Source organism: Streptomyces sp. SM10 (genome assembly GCF_002910915.1).
Lineage (GTDB): Bacteria > Actinomycetota > Actinomycetes > Streptomycetales > Streptomycetaceae > Streptomyces.
In genome coordinates this window covers 84,141-101,708 of the sequence record NZ_NEUF01000186.1, presented here as the reverse complement: position 1 = coordinate 101,708, position 17,568 = coordinate 84,141, and the positions used below count along the sequence as shown (strand labels likewise).

Here is a 17,568-nt window from a genome sequence, read left to right as displayed (position 1 = left end):
GGCACAACGCTTAAGGAATCTCTGATGGAGCTCGGTCTCGTCGGCCTCGGCAAGATGGGCGGCAACATGCGCGAGCGCATCCGCCGCGCAGGCCACACGGTCATCGGTTACGACCGCAACCCGGACGTCGCCGATGTCCACAGCCTCGAAGAGCTTGTGGGCAAGCTCAAGGGTCCGCGCGTCGTGTGGGTGATGGTTCCGGCCGGTGCCGCGACCCAGTCCACCGTCGACGAGCTGGCCGAGCTGCTCTCCCCGGGCGACATCGTGGTGGACGGCGGGAACTCCCGCTGGACCGACGACGAGAAGCACGCCGTCGAGCTGGGCATCAAGGACATCGGCTTCGTCGACTGCGGAGTCTCGGGCGGTGTCTGGGGCCTGGAGAACGGCTACGCCCTGATGTACGGCGGTACCGAGGAGAACGTCGCCAAGGTCCAGCCGATCTTCGACGCCCTGAAGCCCGAGGGTGATTTCGGATCCGTCCACGCGGGCAAGGTCGGCGCCGGCCACTTCGCCAAGATGGTCCACAACGGCATCGAGTACGCCATGATGCAGGCCTACGCCGAGGGCTGGGAGCTCCTGGAGAAGGTCGACTCCGTCACCGACGTGCGCGAGGTCTTCCGTTCCTGGCAGGAGGGCACGGTCATCCGCTCCTGGCTGCTCGACCTCGCCGTCAACGCCCTGGACGACGACGAGCACCTCGACCAGCTCCGTGGCTTCGCGGCCGACTCCGGCGAGGGCCGGTGGACGGTCGAGGCCGCCATCGACAACGCGGTGCCGCTGCCGGCGATCACCGCGTCCCTGTTCGCGCGCTTCGCGTCGCGACAGGACGACTCGCCCCAGATGAAGATGATCGCCGCGCTGCGCAACCAGTTCGGCGGTCACGCGGTCGAGAACAAGAAGTAGCCCGCGGGAAGCCGCCGCGGGCAGTGGACAGCCCGCGGCACAGCGGTACACAGCAGAGCACAGTCGGAAGGGTCGGCGACCATGCACGTCACGCATCTCTCGCTGGCCGACTTCCGCTCGTACGCCCGGGTCGAGGTTCCTCTCGACCCGGGCGTCACCGCGTTCGTGGGGGCCAACGGTCAGGGCAAGACCAATCTGGTGGAGGCCGTCGGCTATCTCGCCACGCTCGGCAGCCACCGGGTGTCCTCCGACGCCCCCCTGGTGCGGATGGGTGCGGAGCGTGCCGTCGTGCGGGCCGCGGTCACCCAGGGCGAGCGTTCGCAGCTGATCGAGCTCGAGCTGAATCCGGGGCGTGCCAACCGGGCCCGTATCAACAGGTCGTCGCAGGTCAGGCCACGTGACGTTCTGGGGATAGTGCGGACGGTGCTGTTCGCGCCGGAGGACCTGGCCCTGGTGAAGGGGGATCCGGGTGAGCGGCGGCGCTTCCTGGACGAGCTGATCACGGCGCGCTCCCCGCGCATGGCCGGGGTGCGCTCCGACTACGAGCGAGTGCTGAAGCAGCGCAACACCCTGCTGAAGTCGGCGGCGATGGCCCGTCGGCACGGTGGCCGCTCGATGGACCTGTCCACCCTGGACGTGTGGGACCAGCACCTGGGCAGGGTGGGGGCCGAGCTGCTGGCGCAGCGGCTGGACCTGATCGCGACCCTGCAGCCGCTGGCGGACAAGGCCTACGCGGACGTCGCCCCCGGCGGAGGGCCACTGAATCTGGAGTACCGCAGCTCGGTCGGCTCCGACGTGGAGCCGGCGAGCACCCGCGAGGAGCTGTACGAGCAGGTGATGGCGGCGCTGGTCCAGGCCCGCAAGCAGGAGATCGAGCGCGGGGTGACGCTGGTCGGCCCGCACCGTGACGACCTGGTGCTGGGCCTGCGCGGTATGCCGGCGAAGGGGTACGCGAGCCATGGTGAGTCCTGGTCGTACGCCCTGGCGCTGCGGCTGGCCTCCTACGAACTGCTCCGCACCGAGGGCAACGAACCGGTGCTGGTGCTCGACGACGTGTTCGCCGAGCTGGACGCACGTCGCCGTGAACGGCTGGCGGAGCTGGTGGCCCCCGGCGAGCAGGTGCTGGTGACGGCCGCAGTGGACGACGACGTCCCGGGTGTCCTGGCCGGAGCCCGGTACGCGGTCTCCGCCGGGGAGGTGGAGCGGCTGTGAGCGGCCCGGAGGAAGAGGGCGGATCCGTGCCCGGCCAGGCCAGGCAGCCGGAGGTGTCGGGTGTCGATCTGGCGCGTGTGGCCCTGCGGGCGGCGAAGGAGCAGGCTCGTGCCCGGGGCGCGGCGGCGCAGCAGAAGAACCAGGCGCGGCGCGGTGGCGGCCTGAGGTCGGGCGCCCGATCCGACGGCCGGGACCCCCTGCCCCTGGGCTCGGCGGTGAACCGGCTGATCACCGAGCGTGGCTGGGAGACCCCGGCGGCCGTCGGCGGTGTGATGGGCCGCTGGCCCCAGATCGTCGGTGACGACCTGGCCAATCACTGCGTCCCGGTGCGGTACGACGAGGATCCGGCCGAGCGGGTTCTGACGGTGCAGTGCGATTCGACGGCGTGGGCGACACAGCTGCGGCTGCTGGCCCCGCAGCTGGTGGCCAGGCTGAACACGGATCTCGGCCACGGCACCGTGCGCATGATCAAGGTGCTCGGTCCGGGCGGTCCGCAGCGCAGATTCGGTCCTCTCCGGACTCCAGGGAGCAAGGGTCCGGGCGACACCTACGGCTGAGCAGGGCTTTTGCCCGGTCGAAGGGCCGTCGGAGGGCCGTCGGAGGGCCCGGGATCCGCCCTGCGCAGTCAAGGTCCGGGAGCCGTTCCATCCACCTCTGCCCCGGTTCGTTCGTAGCCCCGCGTTTCCGCTCTGTACGGCTATGGACTGATTTGCGTTCCCTGATGAGCGGAGAGCGTCCCTCACCGTAGCCGTAGGTTGACAGGCCGAAGCGCGCAATGCCCTCGTGAGCCGCTCGGAGGCCCTTCCCGAATATGGGGAGTCGTCAACCGCTCATTCAGGGCGGCACATGCGTACTCAGGCACCGGCAAACCCCCATTCATGTCAGCGCTACCGGTAGACTGGTGGACAATCCCGCTTCCTCGCGGGAGTCGTCGATACACGCCGAACGACGCAGCCGCTCCCGCGAGCCGGAGAACGGCCTGTGCTGTGCCAGAAAGGGCGCTTCGTGGCCGATTCCGGCAACCCCAACGAGAACATCCCGTCCACAGCCGGTGAGCACGGCGAGGTGACCGCCTCGTACGACGCGAGCGCGATCACCGTGCTCGAAGGCCTGGACGCGGTCCGCAAGCGCCCCGGTATGTACATCGGGTCCACCGGTGAGCGCGGTCTCCACCACCTCGTGCAAGAGGTTGTCGACAACTCGGTCGACGAGGCGATGGCCGGGCACGCGGACACCATCGACGTCACGATCCTCGCCGACGGCGGGGTGCGCGTGATCGACAACGGCCGCGGTATCCCGGTCGGCATCGTGCCGTCCGAGGGCAAGCCGGCCGTCGAGGTCGTGCTCACCGTCCTGCACGCGGGCGGAAAGTTCGGCGGTGGCGGTTACGCCGTCTCCGGCGGTCTGCACGGCGTCGGCGTGTCCGTGGTCAACGCCCTGTCCACCCGGGTGGCGGTGGAGGTCAAGACGGACGGCTACCGCTGGACCCAGGACTACAAGCTCGGTGTCCCGACCGCTCCGCTGGCCCGTCACGAGGCCACCGACGAGACGGGGACGACCGTCTCCTTCTGGGCCGACGGAGACGTCTTCGAGACCACCGACTACTCCTTCGAGACCCTCTCGCGCCGTTTCCAGGAGATGGCGTTCCTCAACAAGGGACTCACGCTCAAGCTCACCGACGAGCGCGAGGCGGCGAAGGCCACGGCGGGAGCGGACAGCGCCGAGGTGGTCGACGTCCCCGACGAGGAGTCGACCCGGACGGTCACGTACCACTACGAGAACGGCATCGTCGACTTCGTCAAGTACCTCAACTCCCGCAAGGGAGAGCTCATTCACCAGTCGGTGATCGACATCGAGGCCGAGGACAAGGACCGTCTCCTCTCGGTCGAGATCGCCATGCAGTGGAACACGCAGTACAGCGAGGGTGTCTACTCCTTCGCCAACGCGATCCACACGCACGAGGGCGGCACGCACGAGGAGGGCTTCCGTGCGGCGCTGACCTCGCTGGTCAACCGTTACGCGCGCGACAAGAAGCTGCTCCGCGAGAAGGACGACAACCTCACCGGTGAGGACGTCCGCGAGGGTCTGACGGCGATCATCTCGGTGAAGCTGGGCGAGCCGCAGTTCGAGGGCCAGACGAAGACCAAGCTCGGCAACACCGAGGCGAAGACCTTCGTGCAGAAGGTCGTCCACGAGCAGCTGACGGACTGGTTCGACCGGAACCCCAACGAGGCCGCCGACATCATCCGCAAGGGCATCGCGGCGTCCACGGCCCGTGTCGCGGCCCGCAAGGCCCGTGACCTGACCCGGCGCAAGGGGCTCCTGGAGAGCGCCTCGCTGCCCGGAAAGCTCAGCGACTGCCAGTCCAACGACCCGACGAAGTGCGAGATCTTCATCGTCGAGGGTGACTCCGCCGGTGGTTCGGCGAAGTCCGGCCGTAACCCGATGTACCAGGCCATCCTGCCGATCCGGGGCAAGATCCTGAACGTCGAGAAGGCCCGTATCGACAAGATCCTTCAGAACACCGAGGTCCAGGCGCTGATCTCGGCCTTCGGCACCGGGGTCCACGAGGACTTCGACATCGAGAAGCTCCGCTATCACAAGATCATTCTTATGGCGGACGCCGACGTCGACGGCCAGCACATCAACACGCTGCTGCTGACCTTCCTGTTCCGCTTCATGCGACCGCTGGTGGAGTCCGGGCACGTCTACCTCTCGCGCCCGCCGCTCTACAAGATCAAGTGGGGCCGTGACGACTTCGAGTACGCGTACTCGGACCGTGAGCGCGACGCCCTGGTGGCTCTGGGCAAGCAGAACGGCAAGCGCATCAAGGAAGACTCGATCCAGCGCTTCAAGGGTCTCGGTGAGATGAACGCCGAGGAGCTGCGCGTCACCACGATGGACGTCGACCACCGCGTGCTGGGCCAGGTCACGCTGGACGACGCGGCGCAGGCCGACGACCTGTTCTCGGTGCTGATGGGCGAGGACGTCGAGGCGCGGCGCTCGTTCATCCAGCGCAACGCCAAGGACGTCCGCTTCCTCGACATCTGAGTCGGCCGTACAAGGAGGAGGGTCCGGCGACCCTCCAAGCCGCAGCGCGAAAGGACTTTGACCAGCAATGGCCGACGAGAACACCCCTGTGATGCCCGAAGAGGAGCCCGCCGTCCCGGGCGTGGGCATGCGTGTCGAGCCCGTCGGGCTCGAGACGGAGATGCAGCGCTCCTACCTCGACTACGCGATGTCCGTCATCGTGTCGCGTGCGCTGCCCGACGTGAGGGACGGTCTGAAGCCCGTCCACCGCCGGGTGCTGTACGCGATGTACGACGGTGGCTACCGGCCCGAGAAGGGCTTCTACAAGTGCGCCCGCGTCGTCGGTGACGTCATGGGTACGTACCACCCGCACGGCGACTCCTCGATCTACGACGCGCTCGTGCGACTGGCGCAGCACTGGTCGATGCGCATGCCGCTGGTGGACTCCAACGGCAACTTCGGTTCCCCGGGCAACGACCCGGCCGCGGCCATGCGGTACACCGAGTGCAAGATGATGCCGCTGTCCATGGAGATGGTTCGGGACATCGACGAGGAGACCGTCGACTTCCAGGACAACTACGACGGCCGCAACCAGGAGCCGACGGTCCTGCCGGCGCGCTTCCCGAACCTCCTGGTGAACGGTTCCGCGGGCATCGCGGTCGGTATGGCGACCAACATCCCGCCGCACAACCTGCGCGAGGTCGCCGCCGGTGCGCAGTGGTACCTGGAGCACCCGGAGGCCTCGCACGAGGAGCTCCTGGACGCACTGATCGAGCGGATCAAGGGTCCGGACTTCCCGACCGGCGCGCTGGTCGTGGGCCGCAAGGGCATCGAGGAGGCGTACCGTACGGGCCGTGGCTCCATCACGATGCGCGCGGTCGTCGCGGTCGAGGAGATCCAGGGCCGGCAGTGCCTGGTCGTCACGGAGCTCCCGTACCAGACCAACCCCGACAACCTCGCGCAGAAGATCGCCGACCTCGTGAAGGACGGCAAGGTCGGCGGTATCGCGGACGTCCGTGACGAGACGTCCTCGCGCACGGGACAGCGCCTGGTCGTCGTGCTCAAGCGGGACGCGGTCGCCAAGGTCGTCCTGAACAACCTGTACAAGCACACCGACCTCCAGTCGAACTTCGGCGCCAACATGCTGGCGCTCGTCGACGGGGTCCCGCGCACCCTGTCGATCGACGCGTTCATCCGTCACTGGGTGACGCACCAGATCGAGGTCATCGTCCGGCGGACGAAGTTCCGGCTGCGCAAGGCCGAGGAGCGGGCGCACATCCTGCGCGGCCTCCTCAAGGCCCTGAACGCCATCGACGAGGTCATCGCCCTCATCCGCCGCAGCAACACGGTGGAGATCGCGCGCGAGGGCCTGATGGGCCTGCTGGAGATCGACGAACTCCAGGCGAACGCGATCCTGGAGATGCAGCTGCGGCGCCTCGCCGCACTGGAGCACCAGAAGATCACCGCCGAGCACGACGAGCTCCAGGCGAAGATCAACGAGTACAACGGGATCCTGGCCTCCCCCGCGAAGCAGAGGGAGATCGTCAGTGAGGAACTGGCGGCGATCGTCGACAAGTTCGGCGACGACCGGCGCTCCAAGCTGGTTCCCTTCGAAGGCGACATGTCGGTCGAGGACCTCATCGCCGAGGAAGACATCGTCGTCACCATCTCGCGCGGCGGGTACGTCAAGCGCACCAAGACGGACGACTACCGCTCGCAGAAGCGCGGCGGCAAGGGCGTGCGCGGCACGAAGCTCAGGGAAGACGACATCGTCGACCACTTCTTCGTGTCGACGACGCACCACTGGCTGCTGTTCTTCACGAACAAGGGCCGGGTCTACCGGGCCAAGGCGTACGAACTGCCGGACGCCGGCCGGGACGCGCGCGGACAGCACGTGGCGAACCTCCTGGCGTTCCAGCCGGACGAGCAGATCGCGCAGATCCTGGCGATCCGCGACTACGAGGCGGCTCCCTACCTGATCCTGGCCACCAAGGGCGGTCTGGTGAAGAAGACGGCGCTCAAGGACTACGACTCGCCCCGCTCGGGCGGCGTCATCGCCATCAACCTGCGCGAGACGCAGGACGGCAGCGACGACGAGCTGATCGGCGCGGAGCTGGTGTCGGCCGAGGACGACCTGCTGCTCATCAGCAGGAAGGCCCAGTCGATCAGGTTCACCGCCACGGACGACGCGCTGCGCCCGATGGGCCGTGCGACCTCCGGTGTGAAGGGCATGAGTTTCCGCGAGGGCGACGAACTCCTCTCGATGAATGTTGTCCGGCCCGGTACGTTCGTGTTCACTGCCACCGACGGTGGGTACGCGAAGCGGACCGACGTCGACGAGTACCGCGTCCAGGGACGCGGCGGTCTGGGCATCAAAGCCGCCAAGATCGTCGAGGACCGGGGTTCGCTCGTCGGCGCGCTGGTGGTGGAGGAAGCGGACGAGATCCTCGCCATCACGCTCGGCGGTGGTGTGATTCGTACGCGAGTCAATGAAGTCAGGGAGACGGGCCGTGACACCATGGGCGTCCAACTGATCAATCTGGGCAAGCGCGATGCCGTCGTCGGTATCGCGCGCAACGCCGAGGCCGGTCGTGAGGCCGAAGAGGTCGACGGGACCGATGAAGCCGAAGGCGCCACGGTCGAGGCCCATGCCGAGAGCGTGGTCGAGGGCACAGTCGAGGGCACGGCGCCTTCGGCCGGGGAGCACGAGGAGTAGAGCGTGAGTGGAGCCACGGGCGCCGGTTCGGCCGCTTCCGAAGCCGGCGCGAACGGCGCCCGTGGCCCTGCCACGGACTCCCAAGGGGGCACTGTGACGGACACTCGGGGACCTCAGCCGCAGTACGAGGGCTACGCGACCGGGCCGTTGCCCGGCGAGCGCGAGCCCGCACCGGGGCTGGCGGGGCCCTACCACCCGCCCCAGGCGTACCAGTCGCCTGCGGGCGGTACGCAGGGCGGAGGCACACAGGGCGGTGTGCAGGGCGCAGGGGGCGCGCAGGCGACCCGGCTGCCCCGCACGGGGGCGCGGACCACTCCGCGTACCCGCAAGGCGCGTCTGCGGGTGGCGAAGGCCGACCCGTGGTCGGTGATGAAGGTCAGTTTCCTGCTCTCCATCGCGCTCGGCATCTGCACGGTGGTCGCGGCCGCCGTCCTGTGGATGGTGATGGACGCGATGGGCGTCTTCTCCACCGTGGGCGGCACGATCAGCGAGGCCACCGGCTCGAACGAGAGCAACGGCTTCGATCTGCAGTCGTTCCTGTCGCTGCCACGCGTCCTCATCTTCACCTCGGTCATCGCGGTGATCGACGTGGTGCTGGCCACGGCGCTGGCGACGCTGGGCGCGTTCATCTACAACCTGTCGGCCGGCTTCGTGGGCGGTGTGGAGCTCACTCTCGCCGAGGACGAGTAGGGCGCCGGGTATCGATTTTGGGACTGGCCCCGACGTGCGCTAATCTTCAGAAGTCAGCGCAACAGCGCGGCGGGGCTATAGCTCAGTTGGTTAGAGCGCATCCCTGATAAGGATGAGGTCACAGGTTCAAATCCTGTTAGCCCCACCAGAACGAAGGCCCCCACCGGAGACGGTGGGGGCCTTCGGCGATTCTCCGGGGCATTCTCCAGGAGAGGGGCTGTCGGAGCGGCGTGCCGGAGTCCGGGCATGCTCGAGATCGTGGTGAAGGCGGAGTGCCAGGAGCGGCAGGTCCGTGTCTCCGAAGGGGAACTGGCGGGGCTGGTCCGGCGCCTGGGCGACCTCGGTGACCGGTTCCTGGTGCTCCAGTGGATACCCGACCTGCCGGACGTCTTCGCCCAGGTCCGGCACCGGACCGGTGGGGACCACACGCTGGAGCACCGTGCCGGTGCCTCCACCGGCACTACCAGGTGACGGTGGAGAGCCCCGAGGGCGTGATCGGGGCGCTCACCGGCTGGGCCCGCCAGGACGACGGCTGGGACGCGGGACCGCCGCCGCGGGACCGTCGCCGGCTGCGGCAGGGCATGAAGAAGGCCCCTGCCGGTGTGGACCGGACCAGGGGCCTGGGGAGTGCGTGCGGCGGGCTCAGGGTGGCAGCGGGGAGGAGTCCCCGGCAGGCGAGGTGCCGTGGGTGGAGCGGGTGCTGTCCGTCGCGTGGACCGCTTCGGTGGTGTCCTCGGACAGCTGTCGGGTGGCCGGTGAGGATCCGTGCGCCTCGGCGCGGATGCGCTGCTTCATCGTGGGTGGCAGCGCCCTGTCACGCGGAAGGGTCCATCGCACCGACGGGGTGGTTGCGGTTGCCGGTGTCACGCCCGTGTGCTCGTGGGTCGTGACCGTCGGCTCCGCGGCCGTGGCCTGGGCGGTGACGAGGCCCAGCGACGCGAGGAGTGCGAAGAAGGCGGTGACGAAGGCGGTCCAGATGCTCTTGGCCCGGAAGGTGCTCATGGCCCCTCACTTTCAGGTGGTCCGGTTTGCTTACCTTTCCGATGATGTGGATCCGGGCCCCGGAAACCGGGACCGACGCCCTCGGTGCGCCGATCTTCTGATGAACACCACTCTTATGGTTCAACCGGCTCGAACGTGCTGCTTCGGGGGGTGCGAAGGGGGTCCCGGAGGGGTCCGGAGCGGGTGGCGGCCTGGTTCCGGGGAGGTCACCGATCGGTATCGGCCGGTGTGTATAGTCGGGCGGCAGAAGTCCCTTACGTCAAGGAAAGACGAGGTCGCGCGGTGAAGAAGCTTCTCCTGGTCGCACTGGCCGCCATCGGCGGGCTCCTCGTGTACCGCCAGATCCAGGCGGATCGCGCCGAGCAGGATCTGTGGACGGAGGCGACCGACTCCGTGCCCGCAGGTTCAGGTGTGTGAGACGGAACAGTCTGCTATGAGCCCCGGCCGCCGAGCGGCCGGGGCTTCGTGCTGTCCGGGGCCGTTCGGGGCCTTTCGGTGTCCGGGGCCTTTCGCTGTCCAGGCTGCGAGGAACTCTTCGCTGTCGGCTGTCCCCCGTCGGCTGTTGCCGGACCGTGACAGTCATTCCCTTGAGTTCGCCCTAGCAAATCGCTAGGTTGCTTGAGCAAAGCAATCGTGAGGTGCGGGGCTACCGAGGGGGATTCGGTGAGTGCACGGGCGAGGGCGGGGACCTGCCGGCGTACGGCGATGGCGGCGGCGGTGACGGCCGGAGGAGCACTCCTCGCTCTGGTGGCGGGGGTGGCGCCCGCAGGGGCCGGGGTGCCCGGGGCCCTCGGCGCCGCCGACCGGGACGGCCCCGGGGGAGGCAGCCTCGTCATGGTGCTCGACTCCTCCGGCTCCATGGGTGATGACGACGGTACGGGCCGGACCCGGATGGAGAGCGCCCGCGCGGCCGTGGGCACCGTGGTCGACGCGCTCCCCGACGGGCATCCGACCGGGCTGCGCGTGTACGGCGCCGACCGGCCCCGTGGCTGCACGGACACCCGTCTCGTCCGGCCGGTGAGCGCGCTGGACCGGGCCGCCATGGAAGAGGCCGTCGCGGGCGTACGGCCCCGGGGGGACACTCCGATCGGGCTCTCCCTGCGCAAGGCCGCAGAGGACCTTCCCGCGCCTTCGGGGAGTGCCGTCGGGACGCGGACGATCCTGCTGATCTCCGACGGCGAGGACAACTGCGGTGCGCCGGCGCCCTGCGAGGTCGCCGAACAGCTCGGCAGGGACGGTGTCGGGCTGCGGATCGACACCGTGGGTTTCCAGGTCGAAGGGGCGGCCAGGGGGCAGCTGGAGCGGCATCGCGGAGGCGGGCAACGGGCGCTACTACGACGCACCGGATGCCGGCGCGCTCGCTCGACAGCTGCAGAGGGCCGCGCAACTATCCGCCGACGGCTACCGGTTGGAGGGGGACAGGATCGACGGAGGGGCCACCACGGACGAGGCTCCCGCGATGGAGCCGGGCCAGTACCTGGACAGCATCGGACCCGGCGAGTCGAGGTACTACGCACTGACTCTGGACGCCGTCTCCACGGCGGGCTTCGCGGCCACGGCGGTTCCGCAGCCCGGTGCGGCCGTCGACGGCCTCGACGCCCTGAGCACCCGGCTGGCCCACGGCGACGGCGACTCGGTCTGTGAGTCGGACACCGCTCGCTTCCTCCAGCAGGAGGGTGCGACTCCGCTGACCTCGGCCGTGTCCCGGGTGCGCTCCGAGGACGGCAACCGGGCCTGCGACGACGCGGGCCGTTACTGGCTGGTGGTCGAGCGCCAGAGCAAGAAGGGTTCCGACAGGGCCCGTTGGCCCATCGAGCTGGCGTACGGCGTGGAGAAGCCGCTGGCTGCCGGGGTCACACCCGCGCAGTCGCAGCCGGAGTACGGGAAGGGCGGCGAGCAGGCCGCGCTGCCGACGGGCGATCCGCGCGACGTGCGGGGCGGCACCGGCTTCAACGACGCCGAGGAGATCGGCCGGGGCGTGTGGCGGGACCGTATCCTCCCGTCGCAGACCCTCTGGTACAAGGTCCCGGCCGGCTGGGGCCAGCAGGTGCGCTACGACGTCGAGTTCGCCAACGAGCCCACGGTGGACGGTGCCTCCTCCGCCCTCTCGTACGGCGGGACGCAGCTGTTCACCCCGGCGCGCTTCCCGGTCGGGGGCGGCGGCGAGTTCCGTCCGACGGCGCTGTACGGGGGGAGGCCCGTGGCGCTGCGGATGGGGTCCGTCCCCGTCACGTGGACCAATCGGTACGAGTCAGCGGCCGCGGTCCGGCCCGTGCACGCCGGGGGAGACTTCTACATCTCGGTGACCCTCGGGGCGAAGGCGGCAGAGATCGCCGAGAACCCGCGGATCGGGGTGGTGCTGCGGGTGGCGGTCATCGGGGACGAGCTGTCCGGCCCCCGGCACGGAGCTCCCGCACGGGCCGCAGCCGGGCAGGACGGCGGAACGACGGGGGCCGCAGACAGCGGCAGTACGGGCGGGGCAGGATGGAGCGGCATCGCGGTGGCTTCCGGAGCGGGCGCCGTGGTCGCCCTGATCGCCGGTCTCCTGCTCGTGCGGAGCCGGCGCAGGGCAAGCACGCAGACGACGAGGGGAAGCGCGTGAACAGGGAGCGCAACAGGGGCCGGGTGACACTCGCGACGCTCGCGGCGGTGTGCGCGGTGGCGGCGCTGCCGGGGCAGGCACACGCGGCCGAGGGCCCCGCAGGCTACACCTTCGATCCCGGCGCGGTATCGGTCCAGGGCACGGAGACCAACGCCGACGCGGAGGAGCTGAAGCCCGGGTCGGTCTACAGGAGTTCCATCAAGAACGGTCAGAAGCTCTACTACCGCCTGGAGCTCGACGAGACGACCGACGCGTACGTCTCCGCCGTGGCCGTGCCGAAGAGCGGCGGAAAGGTCGCCTACGGGGACGGCATCACCATCAGCATCAGGGATCTCGACGACACCCGGTGCAGCTCCGAGGACGCCGCCTTCGAATCGGCCGAGTTCCCGCGCCCGATCGCCGCGTACGCCCACCGGACCGTGGAGAAGGACAGCACCACCTGTGCGGCACGCGGTACGTACAACGTCCTGATCGAGCGGGAGAGCAAGGCGACCTCGTCCCCCGACGCCTGGGACCTGGAGCTGCGCTACGAGGCCGAGCCGGCGCCGAAGGACGCCGACTCACTGCCGACCGAGGCACCGGAGGACTGGCCGTCCGCCTCGCCCGTGCCGCCCGCCGGCAAGCAGGAGCGGTCCGGCGGCAGCGGCTTCTACGACGCCACCAGCCTGGAGACCGGCGAATGGCGGGACACGATCGCGCCCGGACAGACCCGCTTCTACCGGGTGCCCGTGGACTGGGGGCAGCAGATCTTCGCCACGGCCGCGCTGAGCAACAGCAAGAAGTCGACGGAGTACCTGGGGAACGCGCTGGCGCTGGCGCTGGACAACCCGGCGCACGGCCATGTGGACGACGCGACGCTCTCGTACTCCGGGGCGCCCAACTCCGTGGCACTGGACCCGCTGCCCCCGGTGGCGTACGAGAACCGCTACGACTCGGCGGCCGACGTCAGCGCCATGCGTTTCGCGGGCTGGTACTACCTGTCGGTGACGCTCTCGCCGAAGGTCGCCGAGCACTACGGCGACGAGGGCCTGGGGCTGACGCTCAAGGTGAAGGTCGTCAACGACAGCAAGGCGTCTCCCTACGCGGGGGACGCCGGGATCTTCGGGGTCACGGACGACGACAGGGACCTGGCCAGGAGCGGGCAGAGCGCTCCGGAGGCCGGTGCGAGCGACACGATGAGGATGGTCGCCGCGGCGGGCATCGGCGCGGGGTCCGTGATGGTGCTGGGCCTCGGTGCGTGGACCCTGCTGGCACGGCGCCGGGCCGCTCCCGCCGCCGTACCTCCGGGCGCCGCGGGCGGGCAGCCGCCGGGGGCCTGGTAGGGCGCTCAGACCTGGGTGAGCGCCCAGATGCCCACCGCGAAGCAGATCAGCGCCACCACCATGACCGGGACCGCCACCTTCGGGGACGGTCCCGGACGCTTCGCGGGGGACGGCTGCACCTGCCCGGCGTCGTTCCGTGGAGCCTGCGGGTGCTGAGCGGTGTAGGCACGGGTGGGTGCGGCTCCGTACTGCACCGGGGCCGTCGCGGCCTGGGCGAGGTGGTCCGGCGCGGCGCCTGCGGCGTAGGCGGACGCAGCGTGCGCCGGGAGGGGGGCGGGCGGCGTCTGCGGCTGTCCCGGGTGCGGGAGGGGCGCGGAGCGCTGCGGGGGCGGCGCCAGATGGAAGCTGCCGGTCTCCGACATCGACGAGGGCGGGGCGTACGGCTCGTTGCCCGGGCCCGGCTGCTGCGCCCGGCCCTGGCCCTGGGGCGCGTACGGCTGCGGGGCCGGGTTCTGCGGGCTGTACGGCTGCGGGGCCGGCGGGGTGGGGCCGACGGCCTGAGCGGGTGGCTGCGGTTCGGTGGCCGGTGTCGCGGGGCCGTCGGGGCCGAACCCCGCGGGCAGCGGCCCGATCTGGTCGAACACCTCCACCTGCTCGTCGTCCGGATCGGCGTCCGGCAGCATCTCGACGGCGGCGGTCAACGCCTTGCGCGCGCCGGTGGCCGTACGGAACCGGGCATGCGGGTCCGGCTGCAGCAGTCCGGCGAGGACCTGCCACAAGGGCTCCGGCACGCCCTGGGGGGCGCCCGGGGTGCCGTGCTCCGCGAAGTACTCGATCAACGCCTTGGCGTCCGGCTTCTTGCCCTGGAGGAGATAGAGCGCGACGAGACCGACGGCGAACAGGTCCGCCGGGAAGTCGGGCTCCGCGCCCATCATCTGCTCGGGCGCGAAGTAACCGGGCGTGCCCACCACGTAGTTGGTCTCGGTCAGCCGGGGCTCGCCCTTGCGCATCGAGATGCCGAAGTCGGAGAGCCTCAGATGCGGGCGGCCCGTGCCGGTGGCCTCCATCAGGATGTTGGCCGGTTTGATGTCACGGTGCACGACCCCCTCGGCGTGCACCGTGGACAGCCCGGACAGCAGCTGATCGAGCAGGAGGCAGACGAATCGCGGGGGCAGCGGACCGTAGTCGCCGATGACATGGGCCAGCGAACCCCCGCTGACCAGGTCCATCGTGAAGAGGACCTTGTCGTCGTCGGCTGCCCAGCTGGCGGGCGCGAGGACGTGCGGATGCTCGATCCGCAGCGCCTGCTCGCGGACGAAGCGCAGCAGCGTGTGCGCGTCGCTCTGCTGCAGGACCTTGGCCGCCACGTAGCGGCGCCGCCGGTGGTCCCACGCGCGCCAGACGGCGCCGACCCCACCACGTCCGATCGGATCGATCAGCTCGTACCGACCAGCGAAGACCTCACCCATTGCGCTGCGCCCGCTCCCGTTCCCGTTCCCGTTTCGGTTCGTGCCCCGGCTGTCGGGATACTGCCACGGCCCCACCGCCCCGGGGGCTGTCCCGGGGCCAGGGGGCCGTCCTAACTCTGGTGGCCTTCGTAGTGCGCGACCGCGTCCGCGGTGCGTCCCGCGCCGTACACCCTGAGGAACTCTGCCAGTTCCGGGTGGGCCGGGGCGAGGGAGTCGGCGGCATCGATGATGTCGCCGGCCGCCGCGACCGACCGCAGCAGCGACTGGATCTCACGCACCACGCGGCGCACGGTGGGGGCGCCGCCGGTGGTCGAGGTCTGGCCCGTGTTGGTGAGGACCGAGCCGCCCTGCGACTTCTTGATCTCTTCCATCCGGTCGGTGGCCTCCCCCGCACTGACGCTGCCGTCCGCCACCTGGCTGGCCAGCTCCTGGAGCGCCTGGACCCGCTGGACGACCGCCGGATTGCCGATCTTGGCCCGCTGCCCGCTCATCAGCTGGGACAGCATGGGTGCGGACAGCCCGAGCACGGCCGCGAGGCGTGCCTGGTTGAGGCCGAGGTCATCGATCAGCCTGCGGAAGAGCGCCCCCAGCGGCTCTCCGTACCAGCTGCGCTGGAGCTCCCGGGCTCTAGCCGTCGCCTCTTGCTGCGCTGCGTCCATTGCGTCTCCCCTTCGCTGCGGCTTCGCTGCTGCGAACCTCGTCGTGCATCTTACGGAGAGCGGTTGCGGGCCGGGAGCCCCAATCCTTTTGCAGGATTCGGGGGGTCACCCGGTACTCTGTTCTGCGACGGACGTCGAGGCGCGGATGTGTCCCACGGTGTCCGGTTTTTCGGGGCCTTAGCTCAGTTGGTAGAGCGCTGCCTTTGCAAGGCAGATGTCAGGAGTTCGAATCTCCTAGGCTCCACACATGAAATGCCCCCTGAACTGCGGAAACGCGGTTTCAGGGGGCATTTTTCGTGCCCATCGGTGGGCACGTCGGTGCCCGCCGGGAGTGGGGAGGCCCTTGGTTTCGGGGGTTTGCTCGGTCGTCTCCTCCCCCGGCTGATCCCCTGGTACCTCCCGTTGATGCAGCCTGGTGGAGTCCCGGCGTGACGGATTCTGTCGAAGTACACTTAGACGGAATCCGTCGTAGTCGGTGTGTGGGAGGTCTGATGAAGGAGAGCCCCCTGGCCAAGCCGGACGACGTGGTCGACCGCGACCGGGAGTGGGGTCTGCTCGCGGAGTTCCTCACTGATCCGGATCCCGCGATGCGGCTCGGCATCGTGTCGGGGAGGCGGAGGCACGGGAAGTCGTACCTTCTGCAGGCCCTGTCCGAGCAGGTCGGCGGCCTGTACGTGACTGCGGTCCGGGAAGAGGGACGGCTGCCCGCGATCCAGCGGTTCAGCGACGCGGTCGCCGCCCACGCAGGCTTGAGGCCTGGGAGTCTGCGCCTGACGGACTGGCGTGATGTGCTGTCCAACGCCCTTGATGTGACGGCCCGTTCATCGCACCCGCTTCTGGTGATTGATGAGCTGCCGTATCTGCTCCAGCACTCGCCCGAGATCCCGGGACTGCTCCAGCAGCTCTACGACGAGCGCCAGCGCGGCGCGCGGCCCGGGGCCGGGCCGGGTCCGCGGTTGGTTCTGTGCGGTTCCGCGATGAGTGTCATGCACGAGCTGCTGTCGGGGACGAAGCCGTTGCGGGGCCGGGCCGTGGTAGATCTGCGCCTTGGCGCCTTCGATTACCGGGGCAGCCGGACGTTCTGGCAGATTGCCGACCCGCTGACGGCGCTGAAGGTGCACGCGGTCCTGGGCGGGGCTCCTGGCTACCGGCCGGTGGCCGCCCGTCCGCATCCGGACGACGGCTTCGATGCCTGGCTGACGCGGACGCTCCTCGATCCGGGGCGGGCGGTGTACTCGCGGACTGAGACCGAATATCTGCTGCGTGAGGACCCGCGGATCACGCAGCACACGCTGTACTACGACATCCTCACCGCGATCGCACGGGGCGCCACCACGCCCAGCAAGATCGGCGCGGCCCTGGAACGCCCGCGCAACGCCGTCGCCCACCCCCTCGGAGTGCTGGAATCCACCGGCTACATTCAGCGGGAACAGGACATCCTCCGCGCCCGGCACCCCGTCATCACGCTCGCCGACCCCGTCATCCGCTTCAACCAGCTCATCACCCTCCCGCAGGCCGCTGCCGTGGACCAGGGATTCGCCGAGCAGGTCTGGCAGCAGTCCGCCCCGACCTTCAACTCCAAGATCCTCGGCCCGCACTTCGAGGACCTGTCCCGCGACTTCACCCGCCGGTACGCCCATACCCTGCTGCCCGGCGGACTGACCGGCCCGGTCGGCACCACCGAGGTCGCCGACCCGGCCGCCCGGACCAAGCACGAGGTCGACGTCATCGCCCTGGCAGCCGGCGAGCGCCCGCAGGCCCCCCGCGTGAAGATCGCGCTGCTGGGCGAGGCCAAGGCGACCGTAGCCCGCCGGGGGACCGGCGACCTGGAACGCCTGGAGCGTATCCGCGACTTGCTCGTCGAGCAGGGGTACGACACCACCAGCACCACGCTGGCCCTGTACTCCCTGCACGGCTTCTACCCCGACCTGATCGACCTGGCCGACCGGCGCGACGACCTCCTCCTGGTCGATCTACCCACCCTGTACGGAATGTGACAGCAGGCAGGCCCGATCGCCTTCTC

The 17,568-nt window shown here is 69.7% G+C and carries 13 protein-coding genes, 2 tRNA genes and 1 pseudogene; 13 read left to right on the top strand and 3 right to left on the bottom strand.

Going from position 1 to position 17,568, the window contains the following annotated elements:
• The first annotated feature begins 24 nt into the window (after window positions 1–24).
• The 8 genes from gnd (at window position 25) to B9S57_RS31995 (ending at window position 9,022) form a co-directional block, all read left to right on the top strand.
• Complete coding sequence (gene gnd, locus B9S57_RS32030; RefSeq protein WP_103760657.1) at window positions 25–903, top strand: phosphogluconate dehydrogenase (NAD(+)-dependent, decarboxylating); 879 nt, start codon at window positions 25–27, stop codon at window positions 901–903.
• A gap of 81 nt (window positions 904–984) precedes the next feature.
• Window positions 985–2,115, top strand: a complete 1,131-nt coding sequence (recF, locus tag B9S57_RS32025) for a DNA replication/repair protein RecF (RefSeq protein ID WP_103760656.1) — start codon at window positions 985–987, stop codon at window positions 2,113–2,115.
• Complete coding sequence (locus tag B9S57_RS32020) at window positions 2,112–2,672, top strand: DUF721 domain-containing protein (RefSeq protein ID WP_103760655.1); 561 nt, start codon at window positions 2,112–2,114, stop codon at window positions 2,670–2,672. The genes recF and B9S57_RS32020 overlap by 4 nt, the downstream gene beginning before the upstream one ends.
• Before the next feature lie 424 nt (window positions 2,673–3,096).
• Window positions 3,097–5,166 carry a DNA topoisomerase (ATP-hydrolyzing) subunit B gene (gyrB, locus tag B9S57_RS32015; protein ID WP_103760654.1) on the top strand — a complete coding sequence of 690 codons (2,070 nt, stop codon included), beginning with the start codon at window positions 3,097–3,099 and terminating at the stop codon, window positions 5,164–5,166.
• A gap of 67 nt (window positions 5,167–5,233) precedes the next feature.
• Entirely contained in the window at window positions 5,234–7,861 is a 2,628-nt protein-coding gene (gene gyrA, locus B9S57_RS32010; protein WP_103760653.1) for a DNA gyrase subunit A, read from the top strand.
• A 93-nt stretch (window positions 7,862–7,954) separates the two neighbouring features.
• The gene (locus tag B9S57_RS32005; protein ID WP_103760652.1) at window positions 7,955–8,551 is read left to right on the top strand and encodes a DUF3566 domain-containing protein; all 597 of its coding nucleotides are present in this window, start codon (window positions 7,955–7,957) and stop codon (window positions 8,549–8,551) included.
• A 71-nt stretch (window positions 8,552–8,622) separates the two neighbouring features.
• A tRNA-Ile gene (locus tag B9S57_RS32000) sits at window positions 8,623–8,699 on the top strand.
• A gap of 98 nt (window positions 8,700–8,797) precedes the next feature.
• Window positions 8,798–9,022, top strand: a complete 225-nt coding sequence (locus B9S57_RS31995) for a hypothetical protein (protein ID WP_374936000.1) — start codon at window positions 8,798–8,800, stop codon at window positions 9,020–9,022.
• 171 nt (window positions 9,023–9,193) lie between these two features.
• Here the strand turns inward: B9S57_RS31995 and B9S57_RS31990 are convergent, their stop codons facing one another.
• On the bottom strand, window positions 9,194–9,553 hold the full coding sequence (locus B9S57_RS31990) for a DUF6344 domain-containing protein (protein WP_103760651.1): 360 nt from the start codon (window positions 9,551–9,553) through the stop codon (window positions 9,194–9,196).
• Between the two features lie 282 nt (window positions 9,554–9,835).
• Here B9S57_RS31990 and B9S57_RS35045 point away from each other — a divergent pair, with 282 nt between their 5' ends.
• From B9S57_RS35045 to B9S57_RS31975, 3 genes and pseudogenes are all read left to right on the top strand, one after another.
• The gene (locus B9S57_RS35045; protein ID WP_003958712.1) at window positions 9,836–9,970 is read left to right on the top strand and encodes a DLW-39 family protein; all 135 of its coding nucleotides are present in this window, start codon (window positions 9,836–9,838) and stop codon (window positions 9,968–9,970) included.
• Window positions 9,971–10,258: 288 nt separating this feature from the next.
• Window positions 10,259–12,155 (top strand): annotated as a pseudogene (locus B9S57_RS31980) (VWA domain-containing protein).
• On the top strand, window positions 12,152–13,477 hold the full coding sequence (locus B9S57_RS31975) for a hypothetical protein (protein ID WP_103760649.1): 1,326 nt from the start codon (window positions 12,152–12,154) through the stop codon (window positions 13,475–13,477). The pseudogene B9S57_RS31980 and the gene B9S57_RS31975 overlap by 4 nt, the downstream one beginning before the upstream one ends.
• Before the next feature lie 5 nt (window positions 13,478–13,482).
• Here B9S57_RS31975 and B9S57_RS31970 read toward each other — a convergent pair whose 3' ends face one another.
• Window positions 13,483–14,886, bottom strand: coding sequence for a serine/threonine-protein kinase (locus B9S57_RS31970; RefSeq protein ID WP_103760648.1), 1,404 nt, complete (start codon window positions 14,884–14,886; stop codon window positions 13,483–13,485).
• Window positions 14,887–14,996: 110 nt separating this feature from the next.
• The gene (locus B9S57_RS31965) at window positions 14,997–15,545 is read right to left on the bottom strand and encodes a DNA-binding protein (protein ID WP_103760647.1); all 549 of its coding nucleotides are present in this window, start codon (window positions 15,543–15,545) and stop codon (window positions 14,997–14,999) included.
• A gap of 171 nt (window positions 15,546–15,716) precedes the next feature.
• Here B9S57_RS31965 and B9S57_RS31960 point away from each other — a divergent pair.
• A tRNA-Ala gene (locus B9S57_RS31960) sits at window positions 15,717–15,789 on the top strand.
• A 247-nt stretch (window positions 15,790–16,036) separates the two neighbouring features.
• Window positions 16,037–17,542, top strand: coding sequence for an ATP-binding protein (locus B9S57_RS31955; RefSeq protein ID WP_103760646.1), 1,506 nt, complete (start codon window positions 16,037–16,039; stop codon window positions 17,540–17,542).
• Window positions 17,543–17,568 lie beyond the last annotated feature (26 nt).